This window comes from Micromonospora globbae (assembly GCF_036184225.1).
Classification (GTDB): domain Bacteria; phylum Actinomycetota; class Actinomycetes; order Mycobacteriales; family Micromonosporaceae; genus Micromonospora; species Micromonospora globbae.
In genome coordinates, this window is record NZ_CP108084.1 from 4,198,436 (window position 1) to 4,212,152 (window position 13,717).

Consider the following 13,717-nt stretch of genomic DNA (forward strand, 5'->3'; position numbering starts at 1 on the left):
GCATCGTGACGTGGTGCGGTCAGGATCCGACCTCGATGAGGCACCGCCTACCATTCTCGCCCGGCACCTGCCATACCTGCTCGTCCGGCCAGTGGCGATACAACAACTGCCGCCTGGTCGTGGCGACAGCGCTCAGCAGCGGCCCCCGGAGCAGGTCGGCCCGCAACCGTTCCTCCCGCTCGGCGTCCTGAGCGATTAGAAGAACCGCCCCGACCGGCACCATCCGGCCCGCACGCCGGTAGCCGGCCAACAGTCCACCCAGCCCTGACGCCGGCCGCTCGTGCTCGGCGACAACGTCGCCGACCGGGCCCCGGTCGACGTGTACCAGGAACCGCAGGCACCGCCCGTCCTGCAGCCATATGCCGTAGCCGTCGGCCCGCAACTGCGCGAGGTCGTGCTGGCGCAACCACGCCGAGGTCTCCATCGTCGCCAGCCACTGGAACAGCTCGCACCGCCCCGGGTTGCGCCGCGACACCTCGATCAACGGCAGAAACAGCAGGGCATCCGCCATGCCGGAGGGCCGCTGACCCAACCTCAGCGGAACCGGCCGCCCCGACGCCGTCAGGGCGCGCCGGAGCACGTCGGTCCCCTCGGCCGTGATCCCGTACCACCAGGTGTGGGTCCGGTCCTCCGGCGAGCGCTCGCGGCGCACCAGTCCCGCCTCCTGCAGCCACACCAAGTCACGGTGAGCGGTCAGCCGCGACACCGCACAAACAAGCGCCACGTCCAGCGTCGATGCAGAACCATGCTGTGCCAGGTACGACAGGATCCGCCACCGCCGCGGGGACAACCGCCGCGCGGCATCCTGGTCACCCATTCCCTGATGATCCCTCCGAGCCCCGGCGGTCCGACATCCTGTTTCCAGCGGCTGCAACAGAGAGTGGTCGATGCTCTGACCGGGAGATCGGAAGCCAGGGACCGCCGTGACCGGAGACAGCGCCCGCCGTGGGCCGTTGGGCCAGGCCGTGCGAGCACCCACATACCCAAACCGTGGTTTTGGGGCCGATTTTGGAGATCACTGTTCAGTGAATCAGCCGAAGAGGGGAGGACGAAGGAAGCGAAGCGGTCAAACCGGGCCACCAAAAGTCGATCTCCACAGGGCGCCCAGCACCGCGGTACCGATCGCCAGAAACGCCTGGCACGCGCCTTCCCGGCTCGGCGATGAAGCGCCATACACCGACAGCGGTTTACTGAACGTGACGAATCCAGGCGAACTCTCCGTGCCGGCGTTCGGCTGGGCAGCTGCCCCTCGCCCCTGCCGGCTAGCGCCAGATCCCCTTGATGTGAGACTGTCTATGTAACTGAGTGTGTCTGGACGGCTGCGTCTAGCGATGTGGGTGGTTCCGTTGGAACAGCTTCCGTTGTGGGGACCGAGCACCAACGAAGATCCGAGACCGAAGCCAGTCCTGGCACGACCAGCAAAACTCCGCCTCCTAATCACAGTGAAAGCGGCACCCAACCCCTCGGCGCGGTACGGGGAGACGGTCTGCGTCGGGGCGCTGGGCATAGACCCGCCCTGGACGGGTTGGATTCGCCTCTACCCGGTCCACTATCGGGACCTCGACGACGACGGCAAGTTCCACAAGTACGACATCATCCACGTCGAGGCACTGCCAGCCAGGCAAGACCAGCGGCGCGAGAGCTGGAAGCCGATCGTGGACACCATCACCACCGAGCGGCACGTTGCCAGCCCGCAGTCGCGTCGCTACCTCCTTGATCCACTCGTCGAAGACTCCATGTGCCGGCTCAACAAACAGGCCCGCGACGACCGGAACGCACGATCGATCGCGCTGATTCGCGTGGCTGACATCTCGGCTCTTCAAGTGAAGCGACATCCCGGCTGGTCGGCGGAGGATCGCAGGAAAATCGCTGGCTACCTCAACCAGCTCGACCTACTGGAACGGGCCAAGCGCAGCCCGCTTCAAGCACCCCGTTTCACCGCCGCTTACCGCTACCGGTGCGCAGACCGTCATTGCCGCGGTCATCAGCAGACTCTCTGGGACTGGGAGTTCGTTGCCCTACAACGCCGTCTGGGCCAGCTCACCGACGCGGAGGCCGCGGAGCAGTTGAGACACAAGTTCCTCACCCAACTTTGCGCCGCTGACCGCGACGTCGCCTTCTACGTAGGTAACCAAGCGGCAAGGCCGCAGTCCTTCAGCATCGGCGGTGTCTACGCACCGAGACGGCCCACTGCTCGGTACCGGCCGCGCGTCAACCGATGATGTCCGCCAGCACGTCGGCATGGCACGCATCCTCGACGCGGCACCAGCACGCCAACTGCTTCCCCGTGAGTTCCCGCCGCGCCCGGTCAACAAGGGCCGGCTGCCCCACAAGCCACTGCCGATAGAGACGTAACGCCTCAGCCCGATCGTGCTTTCGCAGGCTAAACGGATTGGCCCAGGGAGAACGCCGCAACCCGAACCCCTGCCGCCCCACATATACGGCACCGGGCGGCACCACCGGGTGATAGAGATCCCCCTGCACACGAATCCGAGGCTGTCCCCCCACGCCGCCAGCGTAATCGCCAACGACCGGCTCGGGCGTGGCTGCCCGAAGGAAGCCCGTTGCCCCGTGCGAGCGGATGCGCCAATGACCCCCAAGGGCCCGATGCGGGCCGGCCACCTCAGAAATGACGATGAGCGCAGGCGTCCACGGAACAACGATATGTCCCAGCAACGCCGGCCCGGTCCAACGGCTTCCGAGCACCCACCGAGCGACCATCCACCAGCGGCGTACACGAAAAAGGCTCCGGCCGGGTGGAAACCACCAGGCCAGAGCCCTTATTGCTGGTGCGCCGCCAGGGACTCGAACCCCGAACCCGCGGATTAAGAGTCCGCTGCTCTGCCAGTTGAGCTAGCGGCGCTCGCTGACAACGGGGAGAGAGATTAACAGGTCGCCGGCCGGGCCGAGCGGGAGGGATCCCAGGGCCGAATCACCACTCGCCGGCCGCGTAGTTCGCCCTGCTCCAGCATGCGGTGGGCCTCCCCCACCGCCGACAACGGCAGCGGCACGATCTCGCGCGGCGCCACCCGTCCGGCGGCCAGCAGGCGGTTCACCATGCCGGCCGCCTCGGCCAGCTCCGCCACGGTGGCGTGCGAGATCACGAATCCGATGACGGACCGGTCGTTCTGGTAGAGCGCGCCGACCGGCAACACCGGCCGGGAGGACGCGCCGGCGAGCAGCACGATCCGGCCGCGCAGCGCCAGCAGGTCGATCGCCGGCCCCAAGTCGTTGCGCCCGGCGGTGTCGATGTACACGTCGGCGCCGCCCGGGCAGGCCGCTCGCAGCCGGTCGACGAGGTCGGGGGCACGGTAGTCGAGCACCTCGGCGGCGCCGTTGCCGCGGCAGTACCCGGCGTCGGCCGCCGAGGCGGTCGCCACGACCCGGGCGCCGGCGGTGGCGGCGAGCGTCACGAGAGCCGCACCGACGTTGCCGGCGCCACCGGCCACGACCACCGTCTCGCCGGGCCGGAGTCGGCCGTGGACGAACAACGCCAGGTACGCCGTGGCGGTCGGGTGGAGCACGGTGACGGCGGTGGACGGGTCGACGCCGGCGGGCAACCGGTACAGCCGGTCCACTGGCACCACGGCCTGCTCGGCTGCGGCGCCCTGCCGGCCGTCGTACCCCAGGCTGTTGCACCAGACCAGGTCGCCGGCGTGGAACCCGGCGGCGCCCGGCCCCACCTCGGCCACCCGGCCGACGACATCGCGACCGACCACGAACGGCAGCGGCAGCGGCGTGCGGTAGGCCCCGGAGCGGACGAAGGTGTCGACCGGGTTGACGGTGGTGGCGATCATGTCGACCAGGACGTCGGTCGGGCCGGGACGTGGCGCGGGAAGGTCGCCGTACCGGATGTCGGCGGCGGGCCCGGGACGCTCGATGTACGCGGCGCGCATCGCCTCATTCTGGTCGGCGGACCCGTGCTCCCGCCGCCGGGCGGACTACATGATCGAGGGCGGCGCCACGACCGCCTGACCAGCCGGCGGCGATCCACTCGCCCGCCGGGAGCGCCAGACGAACCGGACACGATAAAGGCCCAGACCCAGGATAGATACCAGGTCAGGGCCTTGATCACAGGTGCGCCGCCAGGGACTCGAACCCCGAACCCGCGGATTAAGAGTCCGCTGCTCTGCCAGTTGAGCTAGCGGCGCTCGTTGGCAACGGGGAGAACCTTAGCACGGCCGCCGAGCGGGGTTCCAATCCGATACCGGGCTCCACCCTTCGGGCGAGCTTAACGCGCAATCCGGTCAAACCGCCCATTCGCTCGAGCTTCGGGTCCTGCCCGAGCGCCAGGATGATGCACGATGTGCGCCAGGCACGCGAGAACAGAGGTGGGGATGGGCAGGTTCACGCGGTCCGGGGCGGTGGTGGGCACCCTGGCCCTGGTGGCGTCGCTGGCGCTGACGGCGTGCGGCGACGAGCAGCAGAAGCCGACGTTCGTCACGCCGAGTGCGAGCACGAGCGTCGACGCGGCGTCCGGCACGGCCGCGCCGGCCACCCCGGCCGGGCCGCCGCTGCCGGTCAGCCCGGCGGACGGGGCGAAGAACCGGCCGGTCAGCACCGAGATCAGCGCGGACCTGCCCGAGGGCGCCACGGTGTCGGAGGTCACGCTGACCGCCGCGGGCGGCGCCACGGTCGCGGGCAAGATGCGCACCGACGGCTCGTCGTGGGTGCCGAACAGCCCGTTGAAGTACGGCACCACGTACACCGCCACCGTCACCGCCAAGGGCCCCGACGGCGCGACCCGCACGGGCACCAGCACCTTCACCACCATGAAGAAGCCGCGCTCGACGATCGGCTCCGGCCTCTACCTCTTCGACGACAAGACGTACGGCGTGGCCATGCCCGTCGTCGCCGAGTTCCATCCGGGCATCCCGAAGAAGGACCGGGCCGCCGTGCAGAAGCGGATGTTCGTCCGGACGGACCCGCCGCAGCCCGGCGCCTGGCACTGGGTCAGCAACGGCACCCAGGCGTACTACCGGGCGCCGGAGTACTGGAAGCCGGGCACCACGCTCAGCGTCCGGATCGCCCTGGCCGGCATCCCCCTGAGCAACGGCCGGTACGGCGACGTGGACCGGAAGGCCACCGCCAAGATCGGACGCGCCTTCGTCATGAAGGTGGACAACGCCACCAAGCAGATGAAGGTGTACGAGGACGGCAAGCTCGTCCGGACGATGCCGGTGAGCCTCGGCAAGAAGAGCACCCCCTCCTCCAGCGGCACGATGGTCGTGATGGAGAAGAAGGAGAAGACCGTCTTCGACACCCGGGACGACCCCGATCCGGCGAATCGCTACGTCACCGACATCGAGTTCGCCCAGCGGTTGACCTGGGGTGGCGAGTACATCCACGCGGCGCCCTGGTCGGAGCACGTGCAGGGCCGGCAGAACGTCTCGCACGGCTGCGTGAACGTCTCCACGGCCAACGCGCGGTGGCTCTTCGAGCGTACGAAGATCGGCGACCCGATCACCGTCAAGGGCACGGAGCGTAGGCTGGCCGCCGGCAACGGTTGGACGGCGTGGAGCCTGAGCTGGTCGGAGTTCGTCAAGGGCAGCGCGCTACCGGTGCCCAAGAACGGGTCCGGCCCCCTGCTCTAACCCACCCGCCCAACCCCCTCCTCCCCCGGCCCCTCTCCTCCCCGGCTGGCACTCAGCCCGGTGATCATGAAGTTATTGCCGACAAATCGGATGCGGATCGGCAGTAACTTCATGATCACCGGCGCAAGCGCGGCCGACCCGGGGCGGGCCCGGCGGGGTGGGTGGGACTGGTGAGGTGGATTCGCAAAACGCGAATTCTAGCAACAATCCGACAAGTTGTCGCCGGGTGTTTCGTTTCACCCCTGGCAACGGGTACCAGTTCTGGTGCGTCTGTGAGAGACGATGGCTTGTGCGGGGACCACGACTGTGAGGGAAACATGCGAGCTGACCAGGACCAGCTGACCCGGCGCCGCGGTGGGCGCGCCGGTGTGCGGCGCCGCGCTCTCGCCGCGGGGGTGATCGCGGCCGCCCTGGCGCTGACGTCCGCGTGCACGAGCGGAGGCGGCGACAAGCCGTCCTCGTGGCGGGGCGGCACGGAGACCCCGCCACCGAAGGCCGCGGCCACGATCAGTGAGCCGCAGGCCGACGCCAAGGACGTACCGGCCTCCACCGCCATCACCTTCAGCACGAAGGAGGCCGTGGAGACCACTGTCGAGTTGAAGGACTCGGCCGGCGAGACGGTCGAGGGCACGCTGGCCGCGGACGGCAAGAGCTGGTTGCCGTCCGGCGCGTTGGAGTACGGCGAGACGTACACGGCCACGGTGACCGCGACCGGCGACGACGGCCGCCCCGCGACGGCGACCAGCACGTTCACCACCATGGCGAAGCCCACCAAGCAGATCCGGGTGAGCAGTTTCCTCGGCGACGGCCAGACGGTCGGCGTCGGCATGCCGCTGATCGTCAAGTTCAGCCGGGCCGTTCCCGAGGACTACCGCGACGACGTGCAGCGCCGGATGACGGTGACCTCCGTGCCGGCCCAGGAGGGCATCTGGCACTGGATCAGCCCCACCGAGATCCACTACCGCCCGAAGCAGTTCTGGAAGGCGGGCAGCAAGGTCAAGTACCGGGTGCAGGCCGGCGGCCTGCCGATGGGCGATGGCTGGTACGGCCGGGCCGACCTCACCGTGGACATCAACATCGGCCCGGCGCTGATCATGACGGTCGACAACAAGACCAAGCGGATGACCGTGACCCGCAACGGCAAGGTGGTCAAGACCATCCCGGTGAGCCTCGGCAAGAAGAGCACCCCGTCGTCGAGCGGCACGATGGTCGTCATCGAGAAGCTGCGCAAGACGGTCTTCGACACCTTCGAGGAGCTGGGGCCCGAGGAGGGCTACCGGACGAAGATCGACTACGCCCAGCGGCTCACGTGGGGTGGCGAGTTCATCCACGCCGCCCCCTGGTCCGAGGGGCAGCAGGGCAGCGTGAACGTCTCGCACGGCTGCGTGAACGTCTCGATGGCCAATGGTGCCTGGCTGTTCAGCAACACCCGCATCGGTGACCCGATCACCGTGAAGGGCACCGAGCGCAAGCTCCAGAACGGCAACGGCTGGACCGACTGGAACATGAGCTGGGAGGAGTACGTCAAGGGCAGCGCCCTGCCGTACGACCCGGACGCCGGTACCGACGCGGACACCGACGCCGGCACCGACGCCACGCCGGACCCGGACGCCAGCGCGAGCACCGGCACGACCGACTGACGAGCCGCGGAACGACGAAGGCCCCCTCCGCGAGGAGGGGGCCTTCGTGTGTGGGGTGACTGATGGGAATTGAAGCCGAATAGACCTCAAGATCAGGAGCCCGTCAGCGCTATGACCAGCAGGTGAGGGGCATGGTCGGGTGTCAACGGGTACGGCCGGGCATCCCGATTCCCCTAGATTTGCCCTAGATTTGCCCTAGAGATGATCCAGAGGTGGGCAAGTCCGGCTCGGCCGGCGGTCGGCGATGATTCATCACTTCTTCGACCGCCGATCGCCATCTCCCGTCGACCGGTGGCATCTCTGCCAGGGCTGCCGCCTCTGTCGCGAGCGCCACGGGCATTCCCGGGTAAGGATCTTCGATGGGGCGCCGCCGCTCGCGGGTGCGCCGGCGAACGTCGTTCAGCGCCGGACCCGCGACATAGTGCCGACCGCGCCTTTCACCGCGCGCCTCGAGCAGACCTTGTTCGGTCAGGCGGGCAAGGTCGCGGGTGGCGGTCCGCTCCTCGACCTCCGCGAGCTTGATGTACAGGGGGCGACGGACCCGGTATCCGAGGACGGCCTCGTAGAGCAGCCCTGTGACCCGTTCGGGCAGCTTCTCGTCCGCCACAAGCGCGTCCAGCTCCGACCAGATGGCAGAAGCCTCCTGGAAGCGCCTTGCGACGGTCTGGGCCTGCATGTGGTGGGCGCGCAGGTTGAACGACACCCACAGATGCGCCGAACCTTCTGGGTTCCACCGCCCTCTGCCCGTAATAGCCAGCACCCGGTAGTAGTCCTCGGTGTTGCTGCCCAGCCACTCCTCGATGCTGGAGAACGCCGGCTCAACGATGGCGTCCCGGGACAGCACGAGGGTCTGCAGGGCACGAGCCATGCGGCCGTTGCCGTCCCGGAAGGGATGGATCATGACGAGGTTGAGATGCGCCATCGCACCCTTGACCACCGGATCGATCGGCTCGTCCGACCGCAGGTGGGCCGCCAGCTCCTCCATCAGATCGGGGACGTCGTCGGCGTCCGCGCCCTCGTACACCCGCCGGTCGGTCCGCTCGTCGTGCACATAAATCGGTCCGGTCCGGTACTGCCCTGGGCTCTTGGAGAGGTCGTGCGACAGCATCATGTAGTGCATGCCGCGGATGATCGACGTGTCGAAGCGGAAGTATGGGTCGCCAGCGCTCTGCAGTACGTACCCGAGCGCCTGGCGGTAGCCGCGGATCTCGGCGAAGGTCCGCTCATCAGCACTCAGCGGCTCCTCGTCGTCGAGGGCGGCAGCGGCGTCGTCCTCGGCCACGACGTAACCCTCGATGCTGTTCGATCCGAGGATCGCCCGCGCGAGCATCGTCTTGCGTAGTCCGCCCGTCCACCGCCGGGGGGTCCGAAGCACGTCAACCAGGGAGTTTCTCATCTGATAGATCTCGGCTAGGACAGACCGGTCATGGCTGGTCAGTTCGGGTGCTATGTAGATGCCCATCGCTGTCCTTATGTCTCTTTGAATGAGACAACGGTAGCGGCCGGGCGGGGTTTGTCGCAAATAAAGAGACAAAGAGACACGGAAACAGGAGGAAACCACGGAAGATGGCTCCCGCTGCACTCCCCCTCACTGAAGGGCTTGCCACGAAGAAGCCAAGATCAGTTACCCAGACGCTGTCGCGTCGCGGACAACGCCGAGTCCTCCCACGCCTAACCTTTCCCCTACCACGCCCCTAAACGGCTCAGGCCCCCTCCGGAGAGGGGGCCTGAGCTGCGGTGGAGTAGATCCACTAGTCGGGTGACTGATGGGAATTGAACCCACGACAACCGGGACCACAACCCGGTGCTCTGCCAACTGAGCTACAGCCACCACGCCGCCGCGCCCGGTCGAACGCCCCGGGCGGGGTGCGGACCAATAATAGCCCCCTACCCGGCGACCGCGTCCAGCGGGTTGCGGGCCACCGCGAGGCGCGCTCACCGCCGACCCGTACGCCGGAGACCGCCCGCCCGCCAGGGCCGCCGCCGGCCGCGCAGGCCGGAGACCGCCCGCCATGGCCGCCGCCGATCACGTATGCCGGAGACCGCCCGCCCGGCCAGCGCCGCCGACCGCGCGGCACGCCGCGCCACGGCCGCCGCCCGTCCCCGGGCCGGTACCCCGCGCCCTCAGAGTTCCGCGGCGATCGCCTTCGCGCTCTCCACGTCGGGACCGGGCAGCGGCACGAAGATCGTCCGCCGGTAGTACTCGAGTTCCCGGATGCTCTCCCGGATGTCCGCGAGCGCCCGGTGCGCCAGCCCCTTGGCCGGCTGCCCGAAGTACACGCGCGGGTACCACCGCCGGCACAGCTCCTTGATGGAGGACACGTCGATCATGCGGTAGTGCAGGTGGTTGTCGAGGCGGGGCATGTCTCGGGCGATGAAGCCCCGGTCGGTGGCGATCGAGTTGCCGCACAGCGGAGCGGTGCGCGGGTCCTTCACGAAGGTGGTGACGTAGTCCATCACCATGTCCTCCGCCTCGGCCAGCGTGACGGTGGAGCGGCGGACCTCCTCGGTCAGCCCGGACTTCGCGTGCATCGTGGTGACGATCTCCGGCATGGCGTCCAGCGCCGCGTCGTCCGCGTGGATCACCACGTCGACACCGTCACCGAGCACGTTGAGATCGGGGTCGGTGACCAGAGCCGCCACCTCGATCAGCTTGTCCCCGCCGAGGTCCAACCCGGTCATCTCACAGTCGATCCAGACAAGGAGATCAGCCACCGGCACAGACTACGCGCAGCCCACGAGCCGCGGCTGCGGGCTCCACGCGCACCAGCCCGCTAGGGTTTCCCCGTGCCAGCCGAACCCGTCGCACCACCCGCCGTCACCGACGACGATCCCGGTGGCCGTACGGTCCGCCGTCTCGTCACGGTGGTGGCGCTGGCCGCGGTGCTCCCGGCGCTCTACCTGCCCGGGCGGGTGCACGACTTCTTCGACCTGAAGATCTACATGCGGGCCATGCGGTGGTGGGCCGACGGGAACCCGCTGTACGACTACGTCCAGCCCGACCGGGTCCAGGGCGAGCTGTATTTCACGTACCCCCCGTTCAGCGGCCTGCTGCTGCGGCCGTTCGCCCTGATTCCCCTCGGCGCCACCGTGACGGTCTTCACGGTCCTCACCGGCGTGGCCGTGGTGGTGACCACCTGGTGGCTGGTCCGCCCGCTGGCCGACCGGCACGGGCTGCCGCGCGTGTTCACGGTGACCGTGGCGGTGCTGCTGGTGCTCGCCGTGGAGAGCACGCGGGAGACCATCACGTTCGGCCAGATCAACATGTTCCTCGTCGTGCTGATCCTCGCCGACCTGCTGTTCGCGGTGCCGGGGTCGCGGCGGTGGGCCGGGGTGGGCGTGGGGCTGGCGACCGCGCTGAAGCTCTTTCCCGGCATCTTCATCGTCTACCTGCTGGCGAGCCGACGCTGGTGGGCGGCGGCGGTGGCCAGCGCGACGGCCGCGGCGGCCACGCTGCTCGCCGCGGCGGTGGCTCCGGGGGACTCGTGGCGCTTCTGGACCCATGAGCTCTGGGCCACCGACCGGGTGGGGCGCACCGACTACACCGGCAACCAGTCGTTGTTCGGGCTGCTCAGCCGCATCACCGCCCCGGAGAAGCCGGACCGGCTGCTCTGGCTGGCGCTCGTCGCGGTGGTGGCGGCGTACGGGCTGTGGCGGGCCGCGGTGGCGGCGCGTGCGGGGGACCACCTCGCCGGTCTCACCCTCACCGGGCTGGTCGGCGGCCTGGTCAGCCCGATCACCTGGACCCACCACCTGTACTGGTTCATCCCCGCCGTGGTGGTGCTGGCCGACGCCGCCCTGGGCGCCCGCCGCCCGGCCGTGGCCGTCCCGCCCGCCACGGGGACGTCCGCCGGGGCGACGCCCGCCGGGGTGGCGTCCGCCGGGGTGGCCGGACCGGGCAGCCCGGCCGGCGACGACGGTACGTCCACCCTCGACAGCGTGGCGCGGCGGCGCTGGTTCGCGGTGCTGGCGGTCGCCACGACCGCCGTGATCATCTACGGGGTGGTCACGTTCCACGACTGGGGCGTCGCGCCGGTCCGGACGCAGACGCCCGACCAGTTCCTGGTCCGCAACACGTACGTCCTGCTCAGCCTGCTGCTGCTGGCCGCCCTGCCGGTCCGGCGCCCGGCGAGGCCGGCCCCGACGACCCGGCCGACCGCCCCGCGCGAGAAATTGCACCAAATGGACAGAGGCCCCGAGTAGCGACCATCACCGCTAATCTGACCTCACCTACCTCACGGGCATCTCGGGTAGCGGCACCGATCCCCCGGTGAGAGTGGCCCTCCGCGTCGGCAGCGCGGAGGGCCACTCGCCGCAAGGCCCCCGCCCCCTCTCCCGCCCCCGGCCCATCCCCGACCCGGCGCGCCCCCCGCGCGCGCCTCCGTCCGGTGATCATGAGGTTGACGGGGACGAACTAGGCAATTCGCCCCGTCAACCTCATGATCACCGGATGACACCGGCGGAGCGCCGGCGGGCGCCGGCGGGGTGCCGGCGGGGGGTCACCGGTCGGGGTTCGGGTTGGCAGCGCGTCGCTGTAACGGGCGGCCGCGACCGTCCACGGGGACCGGTCGCGCCGTGCGCTCCGGCTCGACGGCCGGCCAGGCCAGGGTGAGCGTCACCGGCGGCCGGGACGCCCGCTGACCGCTCGGCCGGCGCTCCGCGTCCGCGCCTCCCGCCGATCGGACGGACGCGGGAACCGGGTCGAAGTCCACACTCTCCGCGTCGACGACATCGGCGAGGCTCGCCGGCCGGCGGGCGGGCACCGCCGGGATGGCCGACGGCGCGGCTGGGGAGCCCACCGCGGCGAGCTGCCGCTGGGCCACCACCAGCCGGTCCCCGGCCACCGCGGGTCGGGCGCCCAGGCCGCTCAGCGACGTCACCCCAAGGCGTCCGGCGAGCACCGGCACCTGATCCGGCTCCACCACGAAGACCACCTCCCGGGGCCGCACCGGGCGGAACAGCAGCAGCACGGCGAACGTCACGAGCAGCACGCCGCCCGCGAGCAGACCCCAGGTGGCGGCCGCCGTCCAGCCCACCCGCAGCTCGGCCCGCAGGTCCAGGGTCAGGTCCGCCCGGGCGTCCGGGCGCATCACGACGAGACTCAGCGAGCGCCCGGCCAGGTCGCCGGGCGTCCACTCCAGCGCGCCGATCCCGTCGCGTACCCAGATCGACGCACCGACGGGGTTCGGCGCGACGGTCGGCCGCGCGGCCGTCGGCGCGGCCCCCGCCGCGTCCAGCCACACCGGCAGCGGCCCGCGGGCCGGCGCCACCCGCCGTACCGTCGCGTGCGGCACGGCCTCCAACCAGCGGCGCACCTCCTCGGTCGGCGCCAGGCCGAGGAACGCGGGGCCGTCGGGGGTCCGGGCCTCGATCCGCAGCCCCGCCTGCCCGACCCGGGCGAACGGCACGTCCCTGCGCAGCAGCCGGTCGACGTCCGCGACGACCACCGCGTGACCGGCGGTCTGCACCGTCTCGAACCGCGCGGTGAACGCGCCGCTCGGGTCGGCGTGCCGGGTGACCAGCCAGAGCCCCCCGCCGGCGAGCAGCGCCGGCAGGCCGACGACCAGCAGCAGCAATCCGGCGAACGCGCGTACGAACCGCATCCGTCCCGTCCCCCTCCGTAGCCAGATACCCGGCCGACCTTACCGACGCCGACCCGTCGATCAGGGGATATCCACGGCACGCGGTCAGGGGAAAAGCGCGGGGCCCGCCGGCGAACCGGCGGGTCCCGCACAGGCGTACCCGTCAGGCCTTCGCGGCCGGCTCCCGGCGGGTGCGGGAGTACGCGAGCCCGCCGAGCACCAGACCGCCGAGCCCGGCCACCAGCCCGGCGATGCCGAGCCCGGTGGCGAGGCCGTTGCCCTCGGCCTCGTCGTCGTCATCGTCGGCGGGCGCGGCGTCGGCGGCGACCGGAGCGGCCGAGGCCGACGGCGACGCCGCCGTCAGGGTGAGCACCGGCGCGGGGTTCTCGGGCTCCTCCCCGCCCGGCGTCGGCTCCTCGATCCACCGCGACACGTTGCCGTCCGAGTAGGTCTGGAGCGTCTTGAAGACCATCCGGTCGACCTGCGGCAGCGGCCCGAGGGAGACCGGGAACTCCTGGAACTGCCCGGGCTTGATCCCCGCGTCGCCGCTCGCCGTCCACGTCAGCTTCGACACCGCCTCGGTGATCTGGCTGCCGTGCACCTCGATCGGCGGGTCCACCTTCCGCTTCTCCACGGCCACCGTCCAGCCCGGCACCGGCATGGTGGAGACGGACCCGACCGGCGCGTTCTCCGGCAGCACCACCTCCAGCTTCGTGGTGGACGCGGTGTCGCTCTCGTTCGGCACGCGGAACGCGATCCGGCTGTAGCCGCCCTGCGTCGCGTCCTTCGGGTTCACGGTCACGTGGGCCGACGCGGGCGCCGCGAAGCCGAGGACGGCGGTGGCGACGGCACCGACGGCCAGGGCGGAGGCGCCCGCCAGCGAGCGGCGGATACGGGTCAT

The 13,717-nt window shown here is 70.3% G+C and carries 10 protein-coding genes, 3 tRNA genes and 1 pseudogene; 4 read left to right on the forward strand and 10 right to left on the reverse strand.

Annotated elements, in window-relative coordinates:
- Window positions 1-19: 19 nt before the first annotated feature.
- Window positions 20-817, reverse strand: a complete 798-nt coding sequence (locus tag OG994_RS18670; protein WP_328850451.1) for a DeoR family transcriptional regulator — start codon at window positions 815-817, stop codon at window positions 20-22.
- A 514-nt stretch (window positions 818-1,331) separates the two neighbouring features.
- On the opposite strand from OG994_RS18670, the gene OG994_RS18675 reads away from it, so the two are divergent.
- Complete coding sequence (locus OG994_RS18675) at window positions 1,332-2,222, forward strand: hypothetical protein (RefSeq protein ID WP_328853745.1); 891 nt, start codon at window positions 1,332-1,334, stop codon at window positions 2,220-2,222.
- Here the strand turns inward: OG994_RS18675 and OG994_RS18680 are convergent.
- From OG994_RS18680 to OG994_RS18695, 4 genes are all read right to left on the reverse strand, one after another.
- Window positions 2,212-2,721 carry a DUF4326 domain-containing protein gene (locus OG994_RS18680; protein WP_240033250.1) on the reverse strand — a complete coding sequence of 170 codons (510 nt, stop codon included), beginning with the start codon at window positions 2,719-2,721 and terminating at the stop codon, window positions 2,212-2,214. The genes OG994_RS18675 and OG994_RS18680 overlap by 11 nt on opposite strands.
- A 66-nt stretch (window positions 2,722-2,787) precedes the next feature.
- A tRNA-Lys gene (locus OG994_RS18685) sits at window positions 2,788-2,863 on the reverse strand.
- A gap of 22 nt (window positions 2,864-2,885) precedes the next feature.
- Window positions 2,886-3,896 carry an NADPH:quinone reductase gene (locus OG994_RS18690; RefSeq protein WP_328850452.1) on the reverse strand — a complete coding sequence of 337 codons (1,011 nt, stop codon included), beginning with the start codon at window positions 3,894-3,896 and terminating at the stop codon, window positions 2,886-2,888.
- 182 nt (window positions 3,897-4,078) lie between these two features.
- A tRNA-Lys gene (locus OG994_RS18695) sits at window positions 4,079-4,151 on the reverse strand.
- Window positions 4,152-4,337: 186 nt separating this feature from the next.
- Between OG994_RS18695 and OG994_RS18700 the strand changes: the two genes are divergently transcribed.
- Together OG994_RS18700 and OG994_RS18705 are read left to right on the forward strand one after the other, a co-directional pair.
- Complete coding sequence (locus OG994_RS18700) at window positions 4,338-5,594, forward strand: L,D-transpeptidase (RefSeq protein ID WP_328850453.1); 1,257 nt, start codon at window positions 4,338-4,340, stop codon at window positions 5,592-5,594.
- A gap of 317 nt (window positions 5,595-5,911) precedes the next feature.
- Window positions 5,912-7,234, forward strand: a complete 1,323-nt coding sequence (locus tag OG994_RS18705; protein WP_328850454.1) for a L,D-transpeptidase — start codon at window positions 5,912-5,914, stop codon at window positions 7,232-7,234.
- A gap of 184 nt (window positions 7,235-7,418) precedes the next feature.
- Here OG994_RS18705 and OG994_RS18710 read toward each other — a convergent pair whose 3' ends face one another.
- The 3 genes from OG994_RS18710 to orn form a co-directional block, all read right to left on the reverse strand.
- On the reverse strand, window positions 7,419-8,696 hold the full coding sequence (locus OG994_RS18710) for a Fic family protein (protein ID WP_120331897.1): 1,278 nt from the start codon (window positions 8,694-8,696) through the stop codon (window positions 7,419-7,421).
- A gap of 296 nt (window positions 8,697-8,992) precedes the next feature.
- Window positions 8,993-9,065, reverse strand: a tRNA-His gene (locus OG994_RS18715).
- 293 nt (window positions 9,066-9,358) lie between these two features.
- On the reverse strand, window positions 9,359-9,955 hold the full coding sequence (orn, locus tag OG994_RS18720) for an oligoribonuclease (protein ID WP_328850455.1): 597 nt from the start codon (window positions 9,953-9,955) through the stop codon (window positions 9,359-9,361).
- 66 nt (window positions 9,956-10,021) lie between these two features.
- Between orn and OG994_RS18725 the strand changes: the two genes are divergently transcribed.
- On the forward strand, window positions 10,022-11,437 hold the full coding sequence (locus OG994_RS18725; RefSeq protein ID WP_120331899.1) for a glycosyltransferase 87 family protein: 1,416 nt from the start codon (window positions 10,022-10,024) through the stop codon (window positions 11,435-11,437).
- A gap of 508 nt (window positions 11,438-11,945) precedes the next feature.
- On the opposite strand, the pseudogene OG994_RS18730 reads toward OG994_RS18725, so the two are convergent.
- Window positions 11,946-12,306, reverse strand: a pseudogene (locus tag OG994_RS18730) (hypothetical protein); the annotation flags it as partial.
- Between the two features lie 673 nt (window positions 12,307-12,979).
- Window positions 12,980-13,717 carry a YcnI family copper-binding membrane protein gene (locus OG994_RS18735; RefSeq protein ID WP_120331901.1) on the reverse strand — a complete coding sequence of 246 codons (738 nt, stop codon included), beginning with the start codon at window positions 13,715-13,717 and terminating at the stop codon, window positions 12,980-12,982.

Excerpts from the sequence above, each read along its gene's own strand:
- OG994_RS18670 (WP_328850451.1), bottom strand. The coding sequence starts at position 817 with ATGGGTGACCAGGATGCCGCGCGGCGGTTGTCCCCGCGGCGGTGGCGG.
- OG994_RS18675 (WP_328853745.1), top strand. The coding sequence starts at position 1,332 with ATGTGGGTGGTTCCGTTGGAACAGCTTCCGTTGTGGGGACCGAGCACC.
- OG994_RS18680 (WP_240033250.1), bottom strand. The coding sequence starts at position 2,721 with ATGGTCGCTCGGTGGGTGCTCGGAAGCCGTTGGACCGGGCCGGCGTTG.
- OG994_RS18690 (WP_328850452.1), bottom strand. The coding sequence starts at position 3,896 with ATGCGCGCCGCGTACATCGAGCGTCCCGGGCCCGCCGCCGACATCCGG.
- OG994_RS18700 (WP_328850453.1), top strand. The coding sequence starts at position 4,338 with ATGGGCAGGTTCACGCGGTCCGGGGCGGTGGTGGGCACCCTGGCCCTG.
- OG994_RS18705 (WP_328850454.1), top strand. The coding sequence starts at position 5,912 with ATGCGAGCTGACCAGGACCAGCTGACCCGGCGCCGCGGTGGGCGCGCC.
- OG994_RS18710 (WP_120331897.1), bottom strand. The coding sequence starts at position 8,696 with ATGGGCATCTACATAGCACCCGAACTGACCAGCCATGACCGGTCTGTC.
- OG994_RS18735 (WP_120331901.1), bottom strand. The coding sequence starts at position 13,717 with ATGACCCGTATCCGCCGCTCGCTGGCGGGCGCCTCCGCCCTGGCCGTC.